Source organism: Salinivibrio sp. ML290, from assembly GCF_001995695.1.
GTDB lineage: Bacteria > Pseudomonadota > Gammaproteobacteria > Enterobacterales > Vibrionaceae > Salinivibrio > Salinivibrio siamensis.
This window is the reverse complement of the sequence record NZ_MUEY01000001.1, coordinates 377,800-404,217: the sequence shown is the minus strand read 5'-3', so window position 1 is coordinate 404,217 and position 26,418 is coordinate 377,800. Positions and strand designations below refer to the sequence as shown.

Annotated in this window: 28 protein-coding genes, 1 tRNA gene and 2 pseudogenes; 4 read left to right on the top strand and 27 right to left on the bottom strand. The window is 47.4% G+C overall.

The window, feature by feature from the left end; translation table 11 throughout:
- Positions 1-66: 66 nt before the first annotated feature.
- Both BZG23_RS01965 and BZG23_RS01960 read right to left on the bottom strand, forming a co-directional pair.
- On the bottom strand, positions 67-1,374 hold the full coding sequence (locus BZG23_RS01965; RefSeq protein WP_158010255.1) for an SPFH domain-containing protein: 1,308 nt from the start codon (positions 1,372-1,374) through the stop codon (positions 67-69).
- A gap of 162 nt (positions 1,375-1,536) precedes the next feature.
- On the bottom strand, positions 1,537-1,932 hold the full coding sequence (locus tag BZG23_RS01960; protein WP_077605978.1) for a DUF6232 family protein: 396 nt from the start codon (positions 1,930-1,932) through the stop codon (positions 1,537-1,539).
- Between the two features lie 216 nt (positions 1,933-2,148).
- On the opposite strand from BZG23_RS01960, the gene BZG23_RS01955 reads away from it, so the two are divergent.
- Together BZG23_RS01955 and BZG23_RS01950 are read left to right on the top strand one after the other, a co-directional pair.
- Entirely contained in the window at positions 2,149-3,624 is a 1,476-nt protein-coding gene (locus tag BZG23_RS01955) for a sensor domain-containing diguanylate cyclase (RefSeq protein WP_077605977.1), read from the top strand.
- A gap of 119 nt (positions 3,625-3,743) precedes the next feature.
- Positions 3,744-4,508 (top strand): hypothetical protein, encoded by a 765-nt coding sequence (locus BZG23_RS01950; protein WP_077605976.1) that lies wholly within the window; start codon positions 3,744-3,746, stop codon positions 4,506-4,508.
- Between the two features lie 71 nt (positions 4,509-4,579).
- Here BZG23_RS01950 and BZG23_RS01945 read toward each other — a convergent pair.
- The 11 genes and pseudogenes from BZG23_RS01945 to BZG23_RS01895 form a co-directional block, all read right to left on the bottom strand.
- Positions 4,580-4,850, bottom strand: a pseudogene (locus tag BZG23_RS01945) (Txe/YoeB family addiction module toxin).
- Positions 4,837-5,097: a type II toxin-antitoxin system Phd/YefM family antitoxin gene (locus BZG23_RS01940; protein WP_069590095.1), complete on the bottom strand. Its 261-nt coding sequence runs from the start codon at positions 5,095-5,097 to the stop codon at positions 4,837-4,839. Before BZG23_RS01940 ends, BZG23_RS01945 begins: the two are co-directional and overlap by 14 nt.
- Before the next feature lie 149 nt (positions 5,098-5,246).
- Complete coding sequence (locus tag BZG23_RS01935) at positions 5,247-5,729, bottom strand: hypothetical protein (RefSeq protein ID WP_077605975.1); 483 nt, start codon at positions 5,727-5,729, stop codon at positions 5,247-5,249.
- Positions 5,730-5,808: 79 nt separating this feature from the next.
- Positions 5,809-6,204 (bottom strand): GFA family protein, encoded by a 396-nt coding sequence (locus tag BZG23_RS01930; protein ID WP_077605974.1) that lies wholly within the window; start codon positions 6,202-6,204, stop codon positions 5,809-5,811.
- Positions 6,201-6,698: an ASCH domain-containing protein gene (locus BZG23_RS01925; RefSeq protein ID WP_077605973.1), complete on the bottom strand. Its 498-nt coding sequence runs from the start codon at positions 6,696-6,698 to the stop codon at positions 6,201-6,203. Before BZG23_RS01925 ends, BZG23_RS01930 begins: the two co-directional genes overlap by 4 nt.
- Positions 6,699-6,710: 12 nt before the next feature.
- A complete protein-coding gene (locus BZG23_RS01920; RefSeq protein WP_198532104.1) occupies positions 6,711-7,049 on the bottom strand; it encodes a hypothetical protein in 339 nt (112 codons plus the stop codon).
- A gap of 115 nt (positions 7,050-7,164) precedes the next feature.
- Positions 7,165-7,650, bottom strand: a complete 486-nt coding sequence (locus BZG23_RS01915) for a DoxX family protein (protein WP_046073450.1) — start codon at positions 7,648-7,650, stop codon at positions 7,165-7,167.
- Between the two features lie 368 nt (positions 7,651-8,018).
- The gene (locus BZG23_RS01910; RefSeq protein WP_046073451.1) at positions 8,019-8,366 is read right to left on the bottom strand and encodes a hypothetical protein; all 348 of its coding nucleotides are present in this window, start codon (positions 8,364-8,366) and stop codon (positions 8,019-8,021) included.
- A 93-nt stretch (positions 8,367-8,459) separates the two neighbouring features.
- Positions 8,460-9,092, bottom strand: a complete 633-nt coding sequence (gene catB, locus BZG23_RS01905; RefSeq protein ID WP_077605972.1) for a type B chloramphenicol O-acetyltransferase — start codon at positions 9,090-9,092, stop codon at positions 8,460-8,462.
- 134 nt (positions 9,093-9,226) lie between these two features.
- A complete protein-coding gene (locus BZG23_RS01900; protein ID WP_108743692.1) occupies positions 9,227-9,517 on the bottom strand; it encodes a transposase in 291 nt (96 codons plus the stop codon).
- On the bottom strand, positions 9,472-10,329 hold the full coding sequence (locus BZG23_RS01895) for a phosphotransferase (RefSeq protein ID WP_241837168.1): 858 nt from the start codon (positions 10,327-10,329) through the stop codon (positions 9,472-9,474). Before BZG23_RS01895 ends, BZG23_RS01900 begins: the two co-directional genes overlap by 46 nt.
- Positions 10,330-10,419: 90 nt before the next feature.
- Here BZG23_RS01895 and BZG23_RS16435 point away from each other — a divergent pair.
- Positions 10,420-10,527: pseudogene (locus BZG23_RS16435) on the top strand (IS110 family transposase); the annotation flags it as partial.
- A 206-nt stretch (positions 10,528-10,733) separates the two neighbouring features.
- Here BZG23_RS16435 and BZG23_RS01890 read toward each other — a convergent pair.
- From BZG23_RS01890 to BZG23_RS01830, 13 genes are all read right to left on the bottom strand, one after another.
- Positions 10,734-11,507 (bottom strand): hypothetical protein, encoded by a 774-nt coding sequence (locus tag BZG23_RS01890; protein ID WP_077605971.1) that lies wholly within the window; start codon positions 11,505-11,507, stop codon positions 10,734-10,736.
- A 2-nt stretch (positions 11,508-11,509) separates the two neighbouring features.
- The gene (locus BZG23_RS01885) at positions 11,510-12,145 is read right to left on the bottom strand and encodes a hypothetical protein (RefSeq protein ID WP_077605970.1); all 636 of its coding nucleotides are present in this window, start codon (positions 12,143-12,145) and stop codon (positions 11,510-11,512) included.
- Positions 12,146-12,280: 135 nt separating this feature from the next.
- Entirely contained in the window at positions 12,281-12,838 is a 558-nt protein-coding gene (locus BZG23_RS01880; RefSeq protein WP_077605969.1) for a hypothetical protein, read from the bottom strand.
- A gap of 157 nt (positions 12,839-12,995) precedes the next feature.
- Positions 12,996-13,751 carry a hypothetical protein gene (locus BZG23_RS01875; RefSeq protein ID WP_077605968.1) on the bottom strand — a complete coding sequence of 252 codons (756 nt, stop codon included), beginning with the start codon at positions 13,749-13,751 and terminating at the stop codon, positions 12,996-12,998.
- The gene (locus tag BZG23_RS01870; protein ID WP_077605967.1) at positions 13,741-13,998 is read right to left on the bottom strand and encodes a hypothetical protein; all 258 of its coding nucleotides are present in this window, start codon (positions 13,996-13,998) and stop codon (positions 13,741-13,743) included. The genes BZG23_RS01875 and BZG23_RS01870 overlap by 11 nt, the downstream gene beginning before the upstream one ends.
- A gap of 9 nt (positions 13,999-14,007) precedes the next feature.
- Positions 14,008-14,250 carry a hypothetical protein gene (locus BZG23_RS01865; protein ID WP_077605966.1) on the bottom strand — a complete coding sequence of 81 codons (243 nt, stop codon included), beginning with the start codon at positions 14,248-14,250 and terminating at the stop codon, positions 14,008-14,010.
- A gap of 166 nt (positions 14,251-14,416) precedes the next feature.
- Positions 14,417-15,349: a hypothetical protein gene (locus BZG23_RS01860; protein ID WP_077605965.1), complete on the bottom strand. Its 933-nt coding sequence runs from the start codon at positions 15,347-15,349 to the stop codon at positions 14,417-14,419.
- A gap of 113 nt (positions 15,350-15,462) precedes the next feature.
- A complete protein-coding gene (locus tag BZG23_RS01855; protein ID WP_077606018.1) occupies positions 15,463-15,918 on the bottom strand; it encodes a hypothetical protein in 456 nt (151 codons plus the stop codon).
- Positions 15,919-16,021: 103 nt separating this feature from the next.
- Positions 16,022-16,546, bottom strand: a complete 525-nt coding sequence (locus tag BZG23_RS01850) for a hypothetical protein (protein WP_241837167.1) — start codon at positions 16,544-16,546, stop codon at positions 16,022-16,024.
- A gap of 467 nt (positions 16,547-17,013) precedes the next feature.
- Positions 17,014-17,104: transfer RNA gene (locus BZG23_RS01845), tRNA-Ser, on the bottom strand.
- A 139-nt stretch (positions 17,105-17,243) separates the two neighbouring features.
- The gene (gene fabV, locus BZG23_RS01840; RefSeq protein ID WP_077605964.1) at positions 17,244-18,446 is read right to left on the bottom strand and encodes an enoyl-ACP reductase FabV; all 1,203 of its coding nucleotides are present in this window, start codon (positions 18,444-18,446) and stop codon (positions 17,244-17,246) included.
- 211 nt (positions 18,447-18,657) lie between these two features.
- Positions 18,658-20,958 carry an acyl-CoA dehydrogenase gene (locus tag BZG23_RS01835; protein ID WP_077605963.1) on the bottom strand — a complete coding sequence of 767 codons (2,301 nt, stop codon included), beginning with the start codon at positions 20,956-20,958 and terminating at the stop codon, positions 18,658-18,660.
- A 166-nt stretch (positions 20,959-21,124) separates the two neighbouring features.
- Positions 21,125-21,811: a TetR/AcrR family transcriptional regulator gene (locus BZG23_RS01830; protein WP_077605962.1), complete on the bottom strand. Its 687-nt coding sequence runs from the start codon at positions 21,809-21,811 to the stop codon at positions 21,125-21,127.
- A gap of 499 nt (positions 21,812-22,310) precedes the next feature.
- Between BZG23_RS01830 and BZG23_RS01825 the strand changes: the two genes are divergently transcribed.
- The gene (locus tag BZG23_RS01825; RefSeq protein WP_077605961.1) at positions 22,311-25,025 is read left to right on the top strand and encodes a DUF2339 domain-containing protein; all 2,715 of its coding nucleotides are present in this window, start codon (positions 22,311-22,313) and stop codon (positions 25,023-25,025) included.
- A 330-nt stretch (positions 25,026-25,355) separates the two neighbouring features.
- On the opposite strand, the gene BZG23_RS01820 is transcribed toward BZG23_RS01825, so the two are convergent.
- A complete protein-coding gene (locus tag BZG23_RS01820) occupies positions 25,356-26,210 on the bottom strand; it encodes an NAD(P)H-binding protein (RefSeq protein ID WP_077605960.1) in 855 nt (284 codons plus the stop codon).
- Positions 26,211-26,418 lie beyond the last annotated feature (208 nt).

The following is a 26,418-nucleotide window of genomic DNA, read 5'->3' as shown; positions in this document are numbered from 1 at the left end:
CAAGCGGGGAAGGGGTAGTAATCTACCCCCTTATTTTTTACGAATGAGATAAGCACCTATCTACTTTTAATTCCCCATGGCTTTGGCATTAGCCGCTGTCATGGCATCTAAAAATGAATCCATGCTCGAGCCTGTCAGCGCGCTTGCATCGCCTGATGAGGAGCCACTTAACACGACAGTAGAAGGTCGTTGTGCATCAGCAAATCCCTTTGCCAATCGCTCAGCAATTTGAATACGGGTTTGCTGTTCTGCACTTAGCTGACCACCTGCTTTAATCTTACGATCTGCAGCCTCTGCTTCAGCTTTAGAGCTCACTTCTAATGCTTTCGCTTCCAGGGTTGCTGCACGTAGTTCAGCCTCTCGCTGTTTTTCAATTTGTTTAGCCACTTCGACATTCTGTTGGGCATTGATAATCGCCAGTTGCTTCCTACGCTCCGCATTCACCACTTCACGTGCTTTAACCACTTCCGCTTTACCCTTGGCACGCGCTTTATCACGGGCCGCCAACGCGATGGCTTCTAACCTCGCTTGCTCGGCCTCTGCGGTACGTGCTTTCGAGGTGATCACGGCGTTTTCCGCATCTCGCTTAAGTGCAATTTGATCCTTTGTTTTTTGCTCAAAATCCCAGTCTTTGATATTGAACTGCGTCAGTTTAATACCATAGTCGTCAATAGGTGAGGAGTCCGCGCGCACTGGCTTGTTGTCAGCCATCACAATTTCTGGAAGCTCTTCAATGGTTTTCTTACCATCCGCTCCCATGGTCTCTTTTTCCACTAGGTGCGTCGCGTAAATACCGTTATCAATTTGGTCTTTGGCATAAGTTCTAAATTGAGTTCGGTGCGTCATATAGGCTTCTTGTGAACTCATCAAGCCAGCAGTGAATTGCAGGGCTTCTTCTGTTGTTCTCAACATCAATGAAGTTTGTAGGTTTTGTGGCGATTTGTATTTTTTGTGAAGCGCTATCATTAGCTCTTCATCGCCGGGCAACGCAAACTGAACGTTTCCTTTTACCCAGCCGATACCGCCTTCGTTATATTTCACGGTCGGTGCGTAAGTGTAATCTAGTACATCCGTATCGAGAGGAAGCGGCTCTGCGCCAATGGTGATCATTTGACTTTGGTTACCTTCGCCCCGGCGAGCTTGATGTTCTGGCATGGTGGTAAAATCTAACCCCATGAAATCTGGATAGGTCGTCACCGTGCCGAACAAATTAAAGAAAGGACCTGGCTCAAACTCCACGTGAGTTTCACCACTGAACGCGCGAACGACAGCGCGCTCACCATTGTCTAGGTTGTGATAAGCACTCAATCCTGACGCCAACACGAGCAACACACTCGCGCCTACGGACATACCAATGATATGTGTTGTTTTCATTATTACACCTTGAAACATAAAAAATCGCGGAATAATAATATGAAATGCACTACCAATCATCATTAATACAGTTTTTTAGGCAAAAAAGTCCTGTTTGTGGAGCAAGTTAACAGTTTTATTCTGTCGCTTGGCGCCTCAGTCAATTGAGCCTTATTCACTGACTTAGTGTAATAACCGATAGTTTAATTTTTTAACGCATTCATCAAAAAGCATTTTATCTGTTTTCTTTCCGCTTTTGGCGATGGTCAGCCACTGCACGCCCGTGTCATCCTGGTGGTTATATTCAATGCGTAGCACGTATTTTTCGCTTGTCAGCAAAGCTAACAACGCGCCTGCAGCAAAGCCCACTGCAGGCAAATACTCCGCGTAAGGCAGCTCACCGACCAACATAAAAAACAAAAAGCTCGCGCTTAGTATTCCTAACCCCAGCATCCTCAGCAGGTGATCTTTCCACGTGAGTTCTTCAACGCTGGCATCAACAATATTGTGCATCGTGTAACAGTCATCATTCACACATAAACGGGTTGAGGTTTGCTTTATTACCACTGACTTTCTCATACTTATTTCCATATCAAGGTGTGTGAGCCACTCACACTGTCGCAGCACTCATTCCACTGCAGCGATGATTATGTCTATTTTTACTAACAGAGCGAGTGCGACTAAATGCAAACGTGACCCACAACACTGAACATTTAATGTGTTCCGTGTTAACTATTTATACACGCGCCTGCTACGCTCAACAAAGTGGTGACTTTGTAGATAACGGACTATCGCATGACCATCCTAACCGGGATCCAACCTGAACTTGATAGACACCAGCTCTCTGAGCTGAATGTCGACCTGCTGTCGGCTGTGCTACGCGGCGCAGACATGCTGGTCAGTGGTGACGACAGGCTTGCCAACATTAATCACTTGCTCGCTGAAATTGGAGCTGTCACGCAAGTGAGTCGCGTGTGGGTGTTTCAAGTATTAGCGATCAGCCCCACCAATATTTTGCAAGATTATGTTTTTGAATGGGCCAACGAGAAGAAGTATGCGCAAATTCGTCTCCCCCACTTCAATCATTTTAGCTCTAGCCTCGCTCACCCCGAGTACCGAGAGCTGATAGAAAGCCGACAACGTGGCGAGTATCAATCTGTCATTACTGATCAATTACCCTCATCCTGGCTCAAACGCTATTTAACACAACAGCGCATTTTATCGATGTTAACTATCCCCATCATTGTCGATAATAAATGGTGGGGAACACTAGGGTTTGATGATTGCGAGCGTGAACAACGCTGGTCAGAAAGTGATGTGACCTTGCTGCGCGCCACGGGACATCTCATCGCCAGTACAGTGCTAAAAAACGAGCTGTTTTCTAAACAACGGCAAATCGAAATCATTAAAGACAATACCCACTGCAGCACCTGGCAAGTGGATGTTCAACGCGGTATCTGTTGGTGCTCGTCAGAGATCATCGGTGACAGTGCTGCCAGCAGTATTCGTGACTCCCGTACCTACACCAGCCGACACTGGCTGCGTCGCATTCATCCTCAGTATCGTCGAGCGTTTTTCTCGCGGGTGCGCCATTTTTTATCGCCCGCTGGCAACGAGCTAAAAATGGACTTACAGATTAAACGTGATAATGGTGAATATACGTGGGTAGAAATCACCACCAATAATGATCCGAAAAATAAGCCTCAAGGTGTGGTCGCTGGGGTGATGTGGGATATCAGTCAGCGTAAGGCGGAAGAACAAGCATTAATGCGCCAAGCTGCGACTGACCCGCTGACACAACTATACAACCGCCGTCAATTTGCCAGTGACCTTGCCCGCTTTGGTGAACAAGCCCGGTACCGACATCAGCCTCTATCCCTGCTTATTATTGATATCGACCATTTTAAACGCATCAACGATAACTACGGCCATATCGTTGGCGATCACGTCCTCGAAGCCTTCGCGTCATTACTCGAAACGCATCTTCCTCTGCACAGCAACATTTATCGCATTGGAGGGGAAGAGTTCGCTTGTCTGTTGGCGAATACCGACCAAAAAGCGGCGCAGCACTATGCCGCTCAGCTCTGCGAGGCCGTTTACGACCAACATTCGATCCTCGACTACTCCCCCGCTATCCGTGTGTCCGTGTCAATTGGCTGTGCAGAGCTCGACGCGGCCCAGCTCGATGCTAAGCACCTCTACCAGCATGCCGATGACGCTTTATACAACGCCAAACTCTCTGGACGCAACCGGGTCGTCAGTTACGCTTAAACTTGTAGGGCATTCTCGGTCAGTACATTTATCTCGCCACCGCCGTTATTCAGTGAAGACGGTGATTTGCTAAACTAAAGCTAACACACTCGGTTTTATATCCCCCTCAAGGAGCTTCTATGCCAGCTCACCCGGACTTTCTCGACAACCTCTCTCCTCATCACGGCAAAGTCGTCCCTGGCGTACTGAGCCTAGAGACACAAACGGCTCTCGCTGCCAAACTCGACGCCATGCCCAATGGGCAAACTTGGTATGCCGACATTTACAAAAAAGCGATTTATGGGCCCATGGTATTCCGCGCCCCAGATCTCAACATCGCCGACACCATTGAGGCACTGCTGCCAGACTATCGCATTTTGGCCGATTTATATTTGGAGAAAACGCCCGAGGATCAAGGCTTTCCTTTCCATACCGATTTTGACTCGATTGGCTTTATGGAGCGGCCGGAAGATATGCTCACGGTATGGATCCCGCTGACGCCAGTGAAAGAACCCGGCTCAGGGCAGTTATCTATCGTGATGGAAGAGGGGGCGGTGCGCCTATCGCTGATCCGCGAAGCCAATCAATTGCACTCACTGGTGCGCATTGCCGACCCGTCGGTGCCCGAGCACCCGCCGTTTCAAATCACTCAGCAAGAGTATGACTACATGGAGAAAGGTAAGGTGACGCCTGCGTTGGATGCAGGTGATGCGCTGCTGTTCTGTAACGCTTTTTTCCATAAATCAGAGGATGTCTACCAAGGCAAACGCGCTGCCTACATCATGCGCTTGGTGCCCAAAGACGCTAAATTTAGCAAAACACGCTTGCTGGCACTGAGAAAGCTTGGACAGAACCTGGCGGTGGTCGAAGAATTACTGAAAACGCACTATCCAGAGGCGTTATAAGGAGTGATTTTTATTGAGGGTGGTGAGCATGACGCCTCGCGCCTTCATTGTGCACCGCAGGCGCTAGGTGACTAATAGTGATATCGGCAAGATAGGATCGTAATAGACGTATCATCCACCGCGTAAACCAGCCGATTGGTGTCCATCAATACGCCGCGACCAGAAGCCTGTCAGATTTTCTTTTAGTGCCTCAGGCTTACCTATCCCCTCGAATGGCGTTCGTTTTACATCGATGATGAGCTTGTTGATTCGCTTGAGTGTTTTTCTATCCTGACTTTGCCAGCATACGTAGTCACGCCACGCATCATCCGTCCAGCAAAGTAAGCGACTACTCATCGTCATCGACTAACGCGTGCTCCATCGCTTTCCCCATCTTGTACTGAGTAATGGAGCGATTTAGGTGCTCAGCATTTGCGGGCGAGCGCAACAGATGGACGGTTTCCATAAGGCTGTTGTAGTAATCAAGCGACATCACCACCGCATCCTCTGCATCACGTCGGGTGATGATAGCGGTATCAGCGTCGTCAACCACCCCATCTAATACCGTTTTGAGGCCATTTCTCGCTTCAGTAAACGAAATGATTTTCATCGGATCACTCCTATTCTTACACCACCGAAGTATAGAGCAACAAACTAGACATGTACAACTTAAAGAACATGTCTAGTAGCTATTCGCTGAGCACAACTGTCCCGCAGTGACAGCGGGCCAAGTGTTCGGGTTGGATGGACAATACTGGCTTAACCCACGCGTTTGTTTCTTTTACATTGCCAACTATCGTAGTCATCGCCGATTTGCATACGCGACTTGGATAACGCCTCAACGTCGTACTGAAATCGCCGAGTGCCATTCCATGCTGGCGTAATGTATACGGTTTCAATCTCTGAGAGATAGGCTTGGCTAAAGCTATCATTGCTCTGAAATTCAAAAGGATTGTAAGCCAGCTTAATCGTGTCGTTGCTTAACTCCCACTCACCCGTAGCATTGTATGAAAAGCGCGCACTTTCCTCACCAAGAAAATATTCAACACGCCCGTTTAATACGAATTCCTTGTTATCTTTTAATGCCCACTTTTCCTTATAAACTTTATCTCCCTGCATAGTAAACGAGCATATCCACTGCCCCGTTACGTTACTCTTATTGATCGGCAGCTCAGATGCTGCCTCGGAAGATAACACCAACGAAGAGAAAAAAAGTACAACACACGTATTTATCGTTTTCATATTAACGTAATTCTCTTAATCCTATATTGATGACCTAAACTAAAGAGAGGCCACTCCTCAAAACGATATCCGCGACATCCTAGCGATCCGCTGGATGATGAACTCCATCCATCACTGGAATATTCTCCAACTCAAACGGATTGACGCCATCTAAGCAGGCAATATTGAACCCAAACTCACTCGGATTGGAGCGACGTTGGTGATGGGTGTAAATGCCACAGCGTGAGCAGAAATAGTGCTTAGCAGTGTGAGTATTAAAGGAATACACACTGAGTTGCTCTCTGCCAGCAACGACACGCAATTGTGCAAGCTTGACTGAGCCAACAATGGCGCCTCGGCGTCGACACATTGAGCAATCGCAGCGTCTGGGGTTTTCAATCCCATTGGGTAACGCGAGGGCTAACACAACCGCCCCGCAATGACAGCGAGCTAAGTGTTCGGGTTGGATGGGCGTTTGACCGACTTGTTTTATCATGCGCTTACCTGCTCAGTTTCATGGTGATCAAGCGGATAGACTTTCTCAAAGCGCTCTAACACCAAAGGGGATTGGGTTGTAAACGGTACGCCGAGTGCCTGCCCCTCTTGCTCAAAAAACGCAAGATGTGCCTGCCGCCACCACGCATAACTCTTGTCGCCTTCACCTTCCGCTACGGCGAACTCAGCGGTTACTTGATCAAACGGGCATTCGCTCACCTCAGTGACTTTGATAATGCAAACGGGCTGCTGCGCCCAGTTAAGCACCACGGTTAAACGCCCCACTTGCGGGTAAGGTTCGTTTTCTATCTCGTAGCATGCTTTTAAGCTACACGATGCGCGTTTTATGCCTTGATCAATCAAACGGGCGCATTCGTTGGCATTGTATTCATCCGCGCAAAAGTACTCGGCAATCGTTTCAGGCACCGCCTGACGTTCTGCTTCACTTAAGGTGGCAAGGTAGGCGTTTAAGTAGTCCTGCTGTTCTGTATTCATAAGCGTCCTTGTTTATTCAATCGTCCAATTCGCAGCGCCAGCTCCCGCCTCCTGAAAGCGAAGTTTTATTGGATAGGTGTCATCACAACCTTCGACAATCCATAGCTCCCGCCACACCCTTGTACCTACCTCGCCTAATGGCATTTCCCGCACATAAGGCACAAATTCCTCTGGCTTCTCACAGCCTTGAGATGCCACCGTAACCAGCACCCCTGCCATCGCATCTTGGATCAATTTTTGATTAGCCAGCGATCCTTCTTGGATCGCTCCTCCTGGCAGCGACTGCGCCATCGATGACCAAGAAAGCATCAAGGCAAAGATGGCAAGTAAGGCGCGTGAACGGTCATTCATGATGATTAACTCCAATATCAACTTGTATAGATAAACAAAACTTCTGATGACGCTATTATCTCAGCGGCCTTCTTCTTTTAATGTCACACTCATCTCCGCGTTAACCGAGTGACCCTTACGCCTGACTGTGTCTAATAGGCTTATGGTGATCTTTTATACACAAGAAATAGGCCCAAGCAATGAGTATCACCTGTAGAGGGCCGCGTATTAAAAGATAGCTCGGCCCCCATTGATGCCCACCAAGGCCTATCCCATTGACTGCGGCATAAACATTCGCTGGAAAGAAAGCGATAAACACAACAATAGCAAGTTTTGCTGCGAGAGGCTGATACCGTGGAACAAAAAGCGCGATGCCAATTAATAGCTCAATCAACCCCGTGAAATAAACTAACTCCAAACGAAGTGGCACCCATGTAGGCAGCATTTCTACCATGCCCTCAGCTTTAACAAGGTGTCCAATAAAAAAGAATATAAAAGCGACTCCCAGCCCCCAACATGCATACTTGTTCACGTTCAAAAACGTGCCATTCAATTTTGAATAAATGAAGGCAATGGCCAACGGGCTAGATAAAAGCACTAAAATAATGATTGGTGTTATCATGTTTCCTCCTTGAGTCATGATATTTTTGAGTCTGCTTAATTTTTATTTGGCGTTCATCTCACCAAACACTGTTTTCTCTTCACGCGGTGGATGACCACGGAAACGTCATTCTCCATAACTCTTTTTCATACGCTACATTATTGGCTGCGTTAGCCAGTATGCCTACAATATGCATAGGTATTGAAGCCTGTAGTGATACACACGATGCCGCTGCCATTTGTGACGCTGTTCAGCGTCCAAACAGCCGGTTTATTCCTGTTAAGTCACCTGATCGCCGAGTGATACGTGTGCTCCACCAGAAACAAAAATTCCCTACGGATTAATTGCTTTCTCTGGGGAATTAACGCTGAGTACAGAGACGGCTCAGTTTAGTTATCAAAGCAAGGGACTCCCTGCTGATATGACCAAGATGGCGAAACCGCCAATAGTCTATCGTCGTCGCCAAACTTCAGACCTACCCAGCCCACCCAAGTACAGCCTTCTTTTTCATAAGTCTCTTGGTCTGTGACAGACTCGAATGCAGCAACAATTTCCGCCTTTTCCTGAGAAGCTGCCAGCTTGGGTATGGCAGCCATAAGCTGCGCCTGTGTTTCCTGGAGCTTATCGATTGAGTCATCCCGATAAGCTGCCGTGATACCAGAATCTAGCGCTTGGTAAAACCAAAACGCATTGGTTCCGACCAGCAGAATGATTAAGACAAATATCGCGATTTTCATAGAGACTTATAACTCCAGGATTTGGGGCTGATTTGTGGCAGCGAAGCGGTGGAAAGGCTGTCCCAGCCCCGAAGGGATGGCAACAGCCGTTTGTTAGGCACCTGAGCGTTGCGAAAAATGGTACAAGCCTTCAATATCGGACGAGCACAAAAGAGGCATTGCTTCTTTAATTTTCTCCAACGGCCAATCCCACCACTTCATATCTAGTAGCATTGTAATTTCCTGTTCTGAAAAGCGCTTCCTTATCGCTTTTGCGGGGTTGCCACCAACAATTGTGTATGGTTCTACATCTTTGGTAACCAAAGCCCGACTACCAATTACCGCTCCATGGCCAACCTTTACACCAGGCATAATCATTGCCTCGGACCCAATCCACACGTCACYCCCTATGACGGTATCACCTGCCTTTTGGAAAGCATCAACTGATTCCGAAAATGCCGGCTCCTCATTCATATAGAAAAAAGGGAATGACGTCACCCAATCATATCGGTGGCCTTGATTGCCAGCCATGATAAAGGAGGCTCCCGATCCGATAGAGCAAAAGCTTCCAATTATCAATTTATCAACATCATCACGATCAGGCAGGAGGAAGCGAGCGCAATCATCAAATGAGTGTCCATGATAATACCCCGAATAATAGCTATAGCGGCCTACCTTAATATTGGGGTTCTTAACTTGTTCTATCAGAGGTTTTCCCTTAAACGGGCTCTCAAAATAATTTTTCATTTAATTACACGTCCAATCCAGAATGACATCATTGCCTAACGAATGACATAGATTTCCCCTCTTGAAAATCTGCCACACTGAGGTGCGGCTTTTAATAACGGAGGTAACCATGTCGGCTCAATTCTTTTGTGCCGTTAATCTCGCCAAGTACCACTTTTCTCTTCAAGCTCTGCGATCCGTCTCTTGAGTGCCGATAACTCATCCTTCGCCTTGTCTGGCTTCACTTTATTTTTTTGGGACTTGACCATACCAAACTCTCCATCTCGATACGCTTTACGCCATTTCGATAGCATGAATGGATGGATATCAAGCGCCTCTGCAACCGACTTCACTGTTCGATACGTCTCATAGCTCCATTCAACCGCTTTCAGTTTGAAGTCTAGTGAATATTGCGCTGTCTTTTTACCCGTTTTATAGGCTGGCATACTGACCTCCTCAGGTCGTCGATGCGTGTCCAGTAAAACGGATCAAGTCCAACGCGCTGAATTTTGTGCTTGTTAGTTTCGATGTAATCTATGTCATTAAGGTAAGATTGTAGATGCCCTTCCTCAATGTTTATCGCAAATTGCTCGTCGCCACTATCTGCTTCTTTTCGCATAAAGTTCACAAGGGCATTTAATCGCCGAACCATTGCATCCGCAAGCTGCTCTCTTTGACTATATGTAGCATCGTAGCTATCGCAGAATAACCTTGCCCTTAAAAGTTGTTCTTCCATTGTGCCAAGGCCATCAATGCTGTCCGTTTTAAAAGGTGCCCAACAATATATTGAATAAGCTAAGTCCCACACTCTTGAAGCGGGATGTGCTGTGTCAAAATCAAACACACCAACTACTGAATTTCCTGAAAGTGCTACATTGTACGGCGTGAAATCACCATGACATATAACTTCGAATGGCTCTCGTGGGTCGAGCATCCACGGTAAATTTACGATGTCGTTATTACTGACAAACGATGCTGTTGAGTCATGAATTTTTCTAAGCAATTTAGCTGCTGATCTCAAAGCTTCTGACGTTGCAATAGCACCAACTAATGGATAATTATAAGTATCACCAACAACGAAACTTAATTTTTCTTGTTTCCCTTCAATGCCAAGAAATCTAGGCGACTCTGTTAAGCCTGAGCTTTGTAAATGCGTTAACAGTTTATGAATTGTTGGGCTCCATAACTGTAATGGTCGATAAATAATTTCACCATCACGATAAATTGCAGACTCTCGCCCACCTGATAATTCTTCCATATTTCTCCTTTAGCAACTAACGAATGACATGGATTCCCCCTCTTGAAGATCTGCCACACTTAGGTGCGGCCTTTAATACCGGAGGTAACCATGTCTGCTCAATTCTTTTGTGGCGTTGATCTCGCCAAGCACCACTTTTCTCTTCACGCGGTGGATGACCACGGAAAAGTCATTCTCTATAACTCGTTCCCACGCTCCTGCGAGGGAACGGGAAGCAACTGTCACATGATTGGCAGGCAGCGGTGAGACCGCAGTAAGAGACCTACTATATGTGTTTGCCGTAAGCAATGACTTAATGGCGGAAATTACAGAACGAAGTAGACGACTTTGTTGTTCGAGAGCATTGGCTGCAGGCGCAGCCAAAAAATGCTATTGCCTATTGACCGGAGAAAGGCTCATATGTGTTAGGCATTTTTCACAAAGCCAATGAATTCCCATTGGGTTGCACGTTTTTCTGATTTGCCATGCGGCTTTAAAACAACTGGCACTTTGACCTGATCACTCTCGTTGTATTCAATAACTATTGTCCAGTTATCTAATGTTATACCTTCCCAGCCATCAGATAGCCTTTCACCAGGAACATAACCACCAAACGTTACTTGCAGCATTGATTTTTCATCAAACCGTAGAGGAAGTTCCGGCAAGCTCTCCTGTGAATCAAGTATATTTATCGAAGTATTGAGATCGTTAGAAAGCAAGTCGTCTTCTATGAGCTGAGTGCAATGAAGCTGTGCTCTATCTGTCCATTTTTCACCAAAGCCATAGTGTTCTTCATAATCAAGAAACACTCGTTTTAGTAGGACTGGTTCATGGAAATAGATTTCAAAGTTAATTTGAATCCCATAGTCAATCCATTCGCCATAACAACGGACGCTCTCTCGTTTCAACTTGACTGTAATTGGTTCTATTCCTTGCACATCATTTTGTGGAAGATTTTTGTTTGAAACAAGGTCTTTAAAGCTAAAGATTAGACCCACGACAGAGCCAATGATAACAATTATTGGTTCTACATTACTCTCAGGATTTTTTATCCAATAAAGTGCAGAACCGATAATCAAAACAGCTGAAATAATTCTCAAATACGCCACTTTTTTCTCCAAATGCCTAACGCCGCAAGCACGAGCGGCTTTGTAGTGAAGGCGAAGCCGCAACGGAAAAGCCGTCGCTGTGCCTTGCATTGTTATGCCCCACTAGAAAACTCCTCATATGTCATACCGATAATACTCTCTCCTTTGCCGACAGCGTATTGCTCAGTTACAAAAGACTCAAAATTTGCCACAAGCTCAGCATTCTGCTGACTACGGAGTAACTTCACATATTCTTCAAAATGTTGAACCGTAGCTTCGAACATTCTTCCTGGGTTAACCACTATCGATTTACTGGGGCCACTTAAATCAAGCGAACCATCGCCATTTTTTGGATAAGTTAAGAAAAAGGCTTTGCGCCCGACATTACTGTAGTGAACCTTTGACCGAAGCATTCCCTCATGTGCTAAACCACAGCGAACATGAATGTAAATCTCTTTCGCTCCGAGATCTGTTCCCTCTGAACTGGAGAATACTCGTGAAAAACCCTTAACAAAAAACTCCTGAGACTTATTTCTACTCGATTGGCCGGTATAAAGGCTTTCAATGGCTTCGTAGTAGGAACATAGTACACACATCGCCGCAACCGAACCGTGTGGAGAGCAAATCAGGGATCTAACTGGTTTGAAAATGCATCCTCGCCACAGATCCTCAAAAACGTCAATCAAATCCTCGATGCACGGATTTTCTAGTTTTTCATGAGTAAAGTTTGGACTTAGCATCTCTTCCATTAGGTGCTCCTAAATGGCATAACGCCAAATTAAGGTGTGAACAACGCTGACACCTTACCTAAACATTGCGCTATAAAAACTAAACTAGCTTGAAGTGAAAGCGCCGAACGTTGTGAATCACTCTTAAATTTATTGTTAGTTGCTACGTTGAATATCGTAGGAGTCCTTTTGAATTTCATAAATCACCAACTGTGAATAATTGAGATAATTAACTACGCTTCCAAGCCAATCAGAAAGGTTAAAACTTAGACTCCAATCTTTCCCATTTTGAGCGGTGCCAGATACCTCGATTAATCCATCCCACCACTCAAAAGACTCCTCATACTGATTTGACCCCACAGACGTCAATAGAAAAGACTTCGCATGTATAATTTTATTAGCGATATACATGAAATCATAAGTCTCAACCTTATGGTCGATAAAATCTGCACACGTGATTATTTTATGGGATTCAGACTTACCTTCTTTTAGATCTCTTAACTCTTTGGAGTTTCGGATTAAAACAGACAACTCTAAACATGAATTACTGACAATACGCTTAAGCATTGTCCAGTACTCTGACTTAGTGTACAGGGATGGTTCACCTTCAATACCTACCTTATATTTAATAGCAAACGCTTCTCCAGACAACACAACATTGTTCAGAATAAATATTTTCTCTCTCATTTTTTCGAAATCAACGAAATGAGCCATATAACCTCACGAAATCTAAACGCTGCTGGACAGCAACTAACGCCCAATTAAGGGGTGAACAACGCTACCACCCGCACTTAAAGCATTGTGCCATAAACACTAAATTTGAAGTAGAATCAAAAATGCCGAGCGTTGTGAATCCCTCTTAAATTGCTTGTTAACTGCCTACTAAAGCGGGAGGATTTAACAGATACACAATTACAAACACTGCTATAGCCCCTGTTGCCTTGATTGAAAATTTTTGAAATCTAGATTCAACATTTAATAGGCCAGGAATAATTGCTGCAATGGCGGCTAACGAAATGGCAAACACACCACGAAATATGAAGAACTGTGTTGATGTTGGGTTTGGAATAAAGATCGCAGCAGTCATTACTAGTAACGCAAACGTTAAGCCAACAGCTAAGCCAGTTATAAGTTGCCACTTAGGTGTTTCTTTCAAATCATTTGCTCCTACAAAATTGAACCCTGTCAATGGCAAAGAGTTATTTTTAAAATTTTGTTCTAATTGTTGCCATTGATCCTTAGGGAGATACTCTTTTGTCATTCTTTGCATGTTTGCGTAAGCTGAGGAACTCGGTTCCTCAAGAGCACCTTTAAGGACTTCCGAGTGACTGCGTAAAAAATTAACATGCACGATGAATGCACTTAAAATACTATGACACGTCTCCGCAAAACCCGTGACCCATTTACCGTTTGCATGTGCTCCCAACAGACCACTATTGCCTACAAAGTGTTCAGCGTAGTTAAAATATTGAGTACCAAGTTGCTGGCATTTCAAAAGTTCATTTAACGTAGGAGCCTCTCCTTGACTTTTAAGCTTAAGAACAATTGGAGTAAGGTGAGCCATGTAACTCTGCTTTAATTGTTCTAGGTGAGACTCAGCGGAGAGAACTGATTGCTCATTCGTCATCACTTGCATCCGTTTTAGTTGCAAGAAGAAGTAAGGTTGTTAAATCAGAGTTATCAACACCTTCTAACAACATTGATTCATATGAACCAACTACGCTTAGAACAATGCGACTAATGTTGCCCTTATTCGGTTGTCCTTCAAATTCTCGCAACTTCGTTGCGATTTCTTTTAAATCTGCATCAGAAGGAGACCAACTTGTGATAAGTAAAGCAGACTCTAGTTCTTTTTTTAATATCTGTAAGCTCATTTAATATACCTAATCTTTAGTTGCTAATTGTAATAACGTAATCAAGTCTGACGTATCCGCACCTTTGTAGAAGTAACTACCTGCTTGAGGGCAATGTCTTTTTACAACTTCAGCCCAGTCACTTTCTGTTGGTGTTACACCTCTAGCAACTAGGGATTTTATATCATTTTTTATGCACAGTATCTGATAATTTGTAAGTTCAGGCGTACCAAACTTAATTTTCAATTTGTGTCCAAGCTCTTGATTTAACATATTTATCTCTTCTCCTCGAAATTTATGACTCGACCTAGGCAGTTAACGCCCGCTTAAGTGGTGAGCAACGCAATACAATGTTTCTGCAAACCACCTAAATCACTAAATTTACTGCAAGCTACGAATGCCACGCGTTGTGAATCCGCCTTAAAGCGTTTGTCATAAACTAGCACTCGATGAAGTGATCTTTGTTGTCTATGTACATCTCTATATTCTCAAATACCCATTGCGTCTTTGAGTTCTCATTGCGGCCACTACGTTTTCTTTCACGAGGCTTCCAGCGTCCGAAAAATATGTATTCTTTTGATGGATCTATGTACTTAATCAATGAACTATTTTTTAAAATAATTTGTGGAACTGGCTTCTTAATTACTCCATTTTTATCAGGTTCCACAAATGGAGAATTTAGCTCTACTACATGAAAAGGGAACTTCTCATTCGTTGGTTTTCTTAGTTCATGAATATGCCCAGAAATGGCAAGAGGCATAGTGTATTCACCAACTTTATAGTGCTTTACAAAGTTATGAAGGTTCTCATGATCAAAGTAGAAACGTTCCCAACTAACTTTCTTGCCCCGATAGTTAAGCGTTACTAAACTTTTCAGCTCTTTGTTATCTTCACATAGTGCTCTCAACTGAAGTATTTGCTTCAATGTTTTCAGATAGTTGGTTAGTTTACCTTTGTTGGAGTATTTCTTATCAGACTCTCCCGAAGAACCCCAAGCCTTTCCTTTGTTTTCTATCTCAGGTTTAGACAACTCCCATAGTGCTTTAAGAAGAATATGAAGTCGAAACTCATATTTTGATTTCTCAATTGCGGAAAAGACAGCAGAGTCAGATGATTTAGCTATGATGTTGAGCTGACCACCAATGTTATACTTACATTTTGCACTATGTTCTTCATTTCTTTTTAATCGAAAACATGGTGCTATTTCTACAGTTTTAGTGGCGTATTTTCGATCATGCCTTTTCACAAATGATAACTGTGCACTACAACTAGGAGATGCACAAAATAGAGCCCCATAGGGCTTATTCTCATAATCAGTTGCAGCTACACGATTGCCAGATCCTAGCCTAGCTTCAGGGATCTTACTTCCCATCGAAAATCTCCTCTTGTTTATAACGCTTGCCTAACCGGCGCGAAATAGCAGGCTAAAATTAGCGACGAAGGAGCGCAAGCCTGCTGTTTTGCTTCCCTTGGTTTAGGCACTTGTTATAGCGCAACTTCCGACGCGCGCATTACTGACAATACTTTCGATAGTACGCTTGGAATACCCGTACCTTTTAAGTAACTAACACTCGTATTGCGACTTGTAGTTTCATCAAACAGTTCGTGAAACGAGCTTTGTTTTTCAATGACAACAGGAGGCAATTGATAACCATCTTCGTTGAATTGGTCTGCTGTAATATCAATGATATAGCCATTGCACACCAACCATGCATGGGACTGGTTGAAATTTTCTCCTAGCCCACTGCCACAGACATACTCACTGTCTAAGTTGTGGTACTGCAATAAATACAGGCCTAACAAATCTGTGGCATCTCCACAGCAACCATTTGGAAAGCCTGAAGAGTGATAAAAGCTAGTCATGCTATGAAAGTCTGATTTCTCAAAACTAGCCAAAATATTCCTAATTTGATGAATCTCTTTCTTCACTCCTTTATTCAAACCAAACTCCAATATTGCCTTGCGCTATAACGCTTGCAACAGCAGCAAATTAAGAGCCTACACGATTAATTTGTCTGTTGGTTGCTCTTGTTATGTATCGTTGCTATAGCAAACTGAGTAAGCTAGAAACTCCTGCGCCAACAACACTTGCTACTGTACTATTTGAAAGTAATTCCTTGAGTAGCATCTTGGCTTTGGGATCATTAGAACCTGCAACTTTTTCAACTAATTCCTGTATGTTAATATTGGTTACTTGTTTATTCTCGTTTCCGACTTGGACTTGGGAACTATTTATAGTACCAATAGTAATTTGTTGGCTCATCAGCATATCTTCCCGTTCAACTTTCATTAAATAAATGTCACCGACAATAGTAAGCCCACCATCGGCACCTAAAACAAAACCCATAGATTTGAGGTCGCTACGGCCATCAGCATTTGAAATCATTCGTTTAGAGCTGAGGTATCTCAGATGTGTTTCGAATTTACGATCAATTCGACCATCATCACCCATTAATACAATATCTAATGCCTCCAACTCAGCAATATATTCGCTAAGAGTTGGCATTGCATTTTCTTCTAGAGGAGTTAATAGCTTACTCAAATATTCTTGTTCAATTTTATTGCTCAATTTCAAAATTTCCTCGTAGATACATAACATTGTATTAGTGCGCGCACTCGATTTGTCAAAACCGTTACACGCGCTTTTTTTCATGTAACTGATTATGATTAAAAACATTTTTAATGCTTGAAGCAATCACCTTGTCTGTGAAAGTGTGCATACTTTCATCTCGGCTCAGGCATTCACACTCACCCCAACGATCAAAACTGATCCATAACTCGTTACCACGCAGGAGCGTGGGAACGAGGTGGGATAGCACAAACCCAATGGATTTGCTTTAGCGCCCACGCTACCGCTGTTGGTTAGCGGCGTCCAAAAGGCCATGTAAGATGCAGAAATATTGAGGGTTAGCGTACCAGAGTGCAGAATAGCTGTTTAGACAGAATCGCCTAAAATGTTGGCGGGGTCAGAGTTTAGAAATTTACGGGAGTATAAACGCAAAAAAGCCGCTGACTACGCAGCGGCTTTTCGGTATGTGGCGGAGAGATAGGGATTTGAACCCTAGAAGGGCTATTAACCCTTGCCGGTTTTCAAGACCGGTGCTTTCAACCACTCAGCCATCTCTCCGGAACGCGGCGTATATTATTGGGTTGGGATTGGCTTGTAAAGCAAAAAACCATGAGTTGGGGTGCGTTTGGTTAGCTTTCAGCCAATAAAAAAGAGGCCAGCGTTTGGCTGACCTCTTTTGGGTGTTTGCTAGGCGGTTTTAGATGTTTTCGACATCAAATTCCACTACCGGGCTCACGTCTGCGTCGTAGTCGACGCCTTCAACGCCAAAGCCAAATAGCTTCAAGAACTCGGCTTTGTATTCGTTGTAGTCGGTCAGCTCAGTGAGGTTCTCTGTGGTGATCTGTGGCCACAGGTCGCGACAGTGCTGCTGAATGTCTTCGCGCAGCTCTAGGTCGTCTAAACGCAAGCGACGCTCGCTATCTACCTCTGGCTCGCTGCCATCGGCTTGATACAGGCGCTGAGTAAACATGCGATAGATTTGCTCCATGCAGCCCTCATGGACGCCTTCTTCGCGCATTTTCTTGAACACCATGGCGATATAAAGCGGCATCACCGGGATCGCTGAGCTGGCTTGGGTGACCACGCTTTTGAGTACCGCCACGTTGGCGCTACCGCCTTTGGCGGCAAGTGTTTGGTTTAGCGCGTTGGCAGCACGGTCTAAGTCCATTTTCGCTTTACCTAGCGCGCCTTCCCAGTAGATTGGCCAGGTAAGCTCTGTACCAATGTAGCTGTAAGCAACAGTTTTGCAGCCTTCAGCAAGGACACCGGCGTCATTAAGGGCGTTGATCCAAAGCTCCCAGTCTTCGCCGCCCATCACGGTAACAGTGTCTTGAATTTCTTGCTCGGTGGCTGGTTCAACACTGGCTTCGATGATTTCATCTTTGTTGGTGTCTACCGCGGTTGAGGTGTAGGTCTCACCGATAGGTTTCAGTGACGAGCGGACCAGCTCGCCGCTGTCAGGTAGCTTACGCACTGGCGAGGCCAGCGAGTACACCACCATGTCGATTTGACCAAGATCTTGTTTGATGAGCTCGATGGTTTTTTGCTTGGCTTCATGCGAGAAGGCATCGCCATTGAGGCTTTTTGAATACAGGCCTTCTTGCTTAGCAAACTTGTCGAATGCGGCTGAGTTGTACCAACCTGCGGTGCCAGGCTTTTTCTCGGTGCCTGGTTTTTCAAAGAACACGCCAATGGTTGCGGCGCCGCCGCCAAAGGCTGCCGCAATGCGTGAGGACAAGCCATAGCCGCTGGAGGCACCCACAACCAGTACACGCTTAGGCGCATTGGCAATCGGGCCTTGCGCTTTGGTGTAGTCAATTTGCTCTTTTACGTTAGCTTCACAACCAACGGGATGTGTCGTCGTACAGATAAATCCACGAATTTTAGGTTTGATGATCATATTCAACGTCCCTCACAAAATTGAGGCTAGGATAAATACTAACGCCTGCCTATGCATCCCCTTTTACGGAAAAAGGGCAAAAATACCCAGTGGTTGGAGGTGTTGCAGGCAAGAATAGTGGGCAAGATCTCAGCACTGTGGCCCCAAGTGTCAGCGCCAATAAAAAAGCGCCTGCGAGGTGCAGACGCTTTTTCGCGCAAGTTAGCGACCTTTATGCCGCTTTGCTTGGATTGGGCTTGGCAATGGCACCGCCTTCTAGCTGGCTGGAGGTAAACCATTCGGCTTTAAAGTCATCCACTTGTACCGCATAAGCACGCAGCGCATCAGCCTCTAGCAGTTTGTCACGCGCTTCGGCAGTAATGAGGTTTTGCTCAACCGCTTGTTGCGAGCGATCCGCCAAGCTGGCTTTGCCATCAATCTGCTTGGCTTTCACCGCTTTGATCAGGGCTTTTTCGGTGTCACGACACGCCCACATCGCAGTAAACGCACGCTCCATCACCGCCACCGGATCGTCGGCTTTGTCGCCCACATAGCATAAGTGCGTCCAACGGTCGCGCTCTGCGCTCGGTGTCATTAACTGCTCGGCAATCTGATTAAGCAGCTTGTCAGAGGGCATTTTGTAGTGCATGCCGAGCGGGAACAAGAGCACACGTAGGCTGCGGCCCACCCCTTTGGCAGGGAAGTTATTAAAGGCCCCATCAAACGCTTTGGCACACTGGGCTAGGCAATATTGCAGCGCATAGTGCACCATCGGCAGATCTTGGCTCGGACGGCCTTCATCTTCGTAGCGCTTCAACGTTGCCGACGCCATATAAAGGTGGCTCAGAACATCCCCCAGACGCGCGGACAGCATTTCTCGGCGTTTCAGCTCACCGCCAAGAGACAACATTGCGACATCGGTGGTCACCGCCAGTGCACGACTCATGCGGGTAAGGTGACGATAGTATTTAGCCGTCTCGCCACTCACCGGCGCGCGGTTGGTCAGCGATCCGGTCAGCGCGTTGACCAGACCCATCACACTATTTTTAGTGGCATGGCCAATGTGTTTAAACAGCAATTTATCAAACGCTTGGGCGCCGGCCTCTTGGTCTGGGTTCGCCGCCGCTTCCATCTCTTTAAGCACGTAAGGATGGCAACGGGTCGCCCCCTGACCAAAGATCATTAGGTTGCGGGTAAGAATATTCGCGCCTTCCACCGTGATTGCCACCGGAATACCGAAGTAATGATGGCCGATGTAGTTTAGGGGTCCCAACTGAATCGCACGACCCGCGTGCACATCCATCGAATCATTCAAGATGGTGCGCGCAATTTCGGTCATGTGATATTTGGAAATCGCGGTGATGATCGCCGGTTTTTCTCCCTGATCAAGCGCGGTGGTGGTCAGGGTGCGGGTCGATTCAATTAAGTAGTTCAACCCGCCCATGCGGCCTAGGGCTTCTGCTACCCCTTCAAAGCGGCCAATGTGCATACCAAATTGTTTACGCACATAACTGTAAGCGCCTGTGGTACGGGTGGCGAGATGCCCTACCGCCGTCCCCAGTGCGGGTAACGAGATCCCTCGACCGGCTGACAGACACTCCACCAGCATGCGCCAACCACGGCCAACGTAGTCTTTGCCGCCGATGACCCAATCAATCGGGATAAAGACATCCTCGCCCTTGGTGGTGCCGTTCATAAATGCCATGTTGAGCGGATTGTGACGATCGCCAATTTCAACGCCAGGGTGTTCTGCGGGGACCAGGGCACAGGTGATGCCAAGCTCTTTTTTGTCCCCCAGCAGGCCGTCTGGATCGCCCAGTTTAAACGCCAAGCCCACCACGGTCGCCACGGGGGCCAAAGTAATGTAGCGTTTGTTCCAGCTTAAGCGGATCCCCAGCACTTGTTCACCATTGTGTTCACCCATGCACACCACGCCACGGTCTGGAATACTCCCAGCATCGGAGCCTGCTTCTGGGCCAGTTAGGCCAAAGCACGGCACTTCACGGCCATCGGCCAAGCGTGGCAGCCAGTAGTCTCGCTGGTTTTGGGTACCATAATGGGTCAGCAGTTCACCCGGCCCCAGTGAGTTAGGCACCATCACGGTCACCGCTGCGCTTAAGCTACGGGTGGCAATGCGCGATACGATGGTAGAGTTGGCAAGCGCCGAGAACGCGAGGCCACCGTATTCTTTGGGAATGATCAGCGAGAAAAAGCGCTCTTTTTTCAGATAATCCCAGACTTCTTCCGGCAGATCTTTTTGCTCTTGGACAATTTTAAAATCATCCAACATCGCCAGGAGGGTTTCTAGCTGATTATCGATAAACGATTGCTCTTCCGCGCTTAACGCCGGCTTGCCATATTGGTGCAAGGTTTTCCAGTTCGGCGATCCGGAAAACAGTTCACCGTCCCACCACACACTGCCGGCTTCCATCGCTTCACGCTCAGTGGCGGATAACGGTGGCAGCACTTTTTTGAAGAAAGTAAACGCTTTATCACTCACCAGTGAACGACGTAATGAAGTTTGAGAGCTCATGATTCAGGTCCTTTTGTTGATCATGGTTGCACTCTTTTTACTGTTATTGTGCGACCAGAACGGGTTTTTACATTGCACTTCACGCACCGTGATACACCTGTCGCTGCGCTGAGTGGTTCAAATAAGCGGGACGCATCGCACCCTCGCTTGATGTGTTTTGATTGCCCTACTCCGCTTGTGACTCCGTCGCGAAGGCGAGCACTTGCCCCTGTGGTGCCATTGCCGCGGGTTTGGCGTTCATCCCTGCTGCTAGATACGGAATTAAGCGGTCAACGATCGCTTCAGTATCAAGGGTGCGACCAAAATCGTTTTCGGCAATATCACGCAACGCTTCGCTGGACGCCATGGTGAAAATGGCCGCCCCAAGGGTGAAGTGTAAATGCCAAAACACCGCCTCTGACGTCAGTGCGGGGTTGGCTTTGCGTACCGCTTGGTTAAACAGCGACAGCACGTGTTCGTAACGGGTGGTGATAAACCAACGTAAATGGCCTTGTACATCGGTATAACCGCGGCCAATCAGTTGCATGAAGGTGGCTGCACCATGTGGCCGATACGCATCAAGCGCAAGCACTGGCTGTTTTGCGCATGAGAACACTTGTTCCATCGTGCAATCTGGCCGCACTAAGAGCGCTTGCAGCTGCTCACCGAGCGCTGGCATAAACGCTTCGAGGTAGCGTCCGAGCACGGCACGCACCAGTGATTTTTTGTCGCCAAAGTGATAGTTCACTGAGGCAAGGTTAACGCCAGCCTTGCTGGTAATCGTGCGTAACGACGTTTCTTTAAACCCGTGCTCGGCGAAGAGCTGCTCCGCGGCATCCAGAATTTTTGCTTTGGTGTCGCCTCGTCCTGCCATTGTTCATTCACCTGTATTAAACGCTTGTTTAACTTTATACCCAGACATGGATTTTAACAAGCCTGAAACACGCACGCATCGCATGAGTAACATCACATTATTGAGTGATTTCGCCGAGACAGCGACCAGGTGGGTTTATACCCGCGTTTGCTGCATGACCGTATATTGTTTGGTAAATCATGATGACGTTTTGCGCGCTTGGCTGACTATGTAACGCGTTGAATAAAAATGGTTAAGCAGCCAGCTCTGCCACGCTCTCAGCCATGGCTGTGCTTTTTTTGAACAAAAGTGGGAACCCATTCGCATTTCTGGTAGTCACACCTTGTGCCACTGCTTTTTCTAGAAGACTTTTCTTCTATGCCCACTCGCCGTTTGCTTGTGGGCTTTTTTATGCACTTGCTCCCAAGTTTTGACTTTTCTTGTCGCCATTACGCCAATTCATTCGGCCTCGCTGTACAGTGTGCACGCATTTAGTGACAACGGGCTTGGTTAACGCGATATGGAATCCTTACTCCTCTTAGTGTTTGTCGCCAGTTTGGTGATGCTCATTGGTGGTATTTGTGGCCTCTCGGCCCTATTCAAAGTCAACGCACTCAATCGAGAGCTCTCGGAAGTGCGCCATACCCTTTCCCAGTTGCAATCGAAAGCGGACGCTGACGCGATGCCGACGTCCACTCATGCCAACCTCACGGCTGAGGTTCACACAGAGCCGGTTGAGGCTGGCCGCGATACAGACGCGGCTATGGTATCGCGTGATAGCCACCCATTAACGCAGGAAGCGCTTGCCACATCGACCCAGCATGCGCCATCTAACACAGAGCCCAGTGTTGCAGAGCCGGTCGCAACCAACTCCGCCCATACYGCCTCTGACGCGCAATCATCAGGCGATAACCGTCATCGTCTCGCTTGGCTTGAGCGCGCGAAGCAACAGTGGCTGGTTTGGAGTGGCGCCGGTATTTTTACCCTTGGCGGACTTTTCTTAATTTCTTACCTGATCAGTGAAGGTTATTTTCCTCCTTTGGCCCGTCTTGGCTTGGGAACGCTGTTTGGCGTCGGCTTGATTGTTGGCAGTGAATGGCTGCACGATAAGTTGCGCCGGTATACGCAAATTGATTGGCCGAGCTATGTGCCGGCTGCGATTGCGAGCGCGGGCTTTATCAGCTTGTTTGGCCTGACCTTGATGGCGGCGACGCCCTATCAGTTTATTTCCGAGCCAGTCGCCGTCGTGATGCTGGCGCTGATTTCGCTCGCTGCCACCTTCTACGGGCTTAGATTTGGTCCGTTACTGACCGTGGTCGGGCTCATCGGGGCGTATGGCGCGCCATTGTTCTCTACCAGTGCCACCCCCAGCTACGGGTTGCTCGCCAGTTATTTCTTGCTCGTCGCCGCCGCCATCACCTATGTGGCTCAGCGCGTCGAGCGCCGATGGCTATGGTATAGCTTGTGGGGGGTGCACCTTGCTTGGCTGTTTGCTTTTGCGCATTTTTCGGTGCCATTGCTTATCGTTACCGGGTTTGCCCTCGGCTCTGTGTACCTATTAGTCGCGGTACCAACGTTGGGGTGGTTACTCAAACCAACATCTGACGCGCCACTGTCTTGGCGCACCCTTGTCGATATTCGAGCTTGGCATCATCACGCACTCGATACTTGGCTGATGCTGGCAATAATGTTTATTGCCTCTACTGCAGCGTTTTCTTTACCGTTTACAGTCGGGATGCCATTGATGGCCGCATTGGTGGCATGGCTTTATCTCGCGCCGCTTTTCTCCGCACGCTGGGATGCGTGGCCAGTGCTGGGCTTAGCTTGGGTCGCCCTCTGGTTATGGTTCGGTGATCTTGCCCGCGACCCGCTTGCCCAGCAGGTTGGCTTGGGGATGGGTGTCATTACCCTGCTCTATGGCTTAGCCCTAGGTAAACGGTCACCGCAACGTATCCATTTTATCTGGCTAGCGTGCCTAGCCACGCCCTTCATGGTGAGCCTTAATGCGAAGGTGACAGGCGCGTTTTGGGGCGGAACGCTTGCGTACGCGTCTAGCGCACCGTTATGGGCGGCTTGCCTCGCCGGTGGCGGCGCGGTGTTAGCGGCCTTTACTCGTCATTTTAAAGGTACCGATCAGGCCCATGTTCTGGCTCGATTGAGCCTTTGGTGTGGCGTCAATGCCCACCTGGCGCTCGCGTTAACGTTGCTGCTGAGCGATTACGCTCTGACCTTGGCCTTGACCGCGCAAGCAGTGGTGATGCTTTGGCTCACCCATCAATACCGGATAGCGCTCGCCAATTGGGTGATCCAAGCATTGCTCAGCGTGGTGCTCGCGCGCGCGACCTTGTTATTGCTCTCCACCCATCATATGGCATCACTGCCAGACACATTATGGCTTTATCCGTCGCTTGGGCTGTTGATTTATGTTGGTCAGCGCTGGGCCCAAAACCACACATTGCCCGCTTGGCTCACTGGCGCACAACTGCAACTCGCCGCACTGTGGCTCACAAGTGCAACACTGTGGCTATGTGATCTTCAAGGGCTGACCAGCGTGATGTACTCGGTTTCTGGCGCGGTGGTCATGAGCATGAACTGGTTATTATTGGCGTGTGTGTATCTTTATCGTGCTCGCGCCGCGCAGACGTTCGCGTTTTTGTACCGTATCGGCGGCATCGCCCTCTTAGTCTTAAGTGCACTCACCCAATTTATTCTCTTTTTCGAGCATAACCCATACGTTGAGAGGGTCTCGATTGGTGACTCGCCACTTGCCAGTTTACTCTGGCCTTGGTGGGGCGTTCCTTTGCTCGCTTGTGTGTGGTTAGCGAAATGGGGATATCCATCGCTACCCTTGCCAAAAGCCCGAGTGCAAACAGCGGCCAGCACCTGTGCCGCGGTGTTTGTTTTTTTGCTGGTTAACGGTTTGATCCGTCAGACTTGGCAAGGCGATACCATTGCCCTGTCGCAATTGACCTCACATGCAGAGCTGTATACCTACTCATTGGTATGGTTGGCAATAGGGAGTTTGAGCTTGCTGGGTGGCTACTGGCAGCAATCGGTACGGGTACAGCAGGGCGCAATGGCGGTGTTGGCGCTAGTGATCCTAAAAGTGTTCCTGGTTGATATGGCAAGTTTAGAGGGGCTGATGCGAGCATTGTCCTTTATTGGCCTTGGGCTTTGCTTGGTGGCGTTGGGTGGATTGTTCCAATGGCTCAAGCAACGGCAATGGGCCGCCTAACCCGACGTCGGTGACACGCTAGGCCATCTCACGCTATTGCAATACCTGTGTTGCAATAGCGTGAGATGGCGGCATTAATTGCCCCCATTTATGAGACAAGCGTCACATCTACATCGCCTATTGATTAAATATCACGACTTTTTTTAATTTGTAGGAACTTCTTTAAATTCGCCCAGTCCTAATGGGTGCATCGGTAAGAAATGCCTTATCCCCCTCAGAACGTGAGGGAGCATGATTCATCTTTCTTTCCGACCTGCTGCTGCTTTTTCTACTTACTTTAGAGTTTGTTTGTCTCTACCTTTATTTTTGCCCACCTTGTGTGGGCTTTTTTTATTTTGGGGCTGGGTCGTCCGAAGTCACCTGACCATCTGCGATCATTTGATACGGTGAGGCATAACGTAAGTTAAGTCCCAGTTGCGATAGCGTCTGCGAGGCATCAATCCATTTACCATCGCCTGCACTTGGCTGATACTCAGGCGGTGTCAAACCCATTTCACGCGCTGCCCAGCCGTAGTACACACTTTTCGCTGGGTGCAGCTCCGCGCACAGATGAAAGGTGTGACCCCATTGACGCTGATGGATAATCGCACTGATCGCCGCCATCACATCACTGCGGTGGATCAAGTTTACCGGCTCATTGCCGCCTGATAAGCCTTGTCGACCCGCGAGCATAGTTGAAGGATGACGCGCACCGCCAATCAACCCCGCGAGCCGCATGATTGTTCCTTTCTCTCCATACGTTTCGCGCAGATGCGCTTCGATATGTTCGTGTGCTTTGCCTGACGCCGTGGCGGCGGCGGTCGCGGTGTGCTCGGTCACCTGCCCTTTAAGCTCCCCGTATACAGAGGTGGTGCTGATAAAGAACACATGCTCAACGCCTTCTTGGGCCAGGCGGTCGATAAACGCGCACATGGCATCGCGGTATGCATCAAAGTCGGCGTGACGACGCCCCGCCGCGATATTGATCACCACGATGTCAGTCTCGAGCAATGCCGCCGCTGATTGATAATCCGGCGCCATCACATCAAACGGCACCACGGTGGTCGCCAGCGTCTCGCTCAATGCTTGCGCCGAGGCTGGCTCACGTTTGGTCCCCACCACGTGGTGTCCAGCGCCAAGTAGGTGTGACGCCAGCGGTTGACCCAACCAACCACATCCACAAATTCCAACTTTCAATCCTGACACACGCGCTCCTTATGATTACCTAGGGTTACGTAATTATTTTTCAATGTAATGGTTAACACCACCCAATTCGGCTGATTTTTGACCATTTATTTATTTCGCGCTGTAAATATATTCCTTAATTATGTAAGGAAATAACTAAAAGCGTGAATGGTGACAAAGTTTTTATGCTCAGATAGTCATAATAATGTCATTACAATCCGCGAGAGGA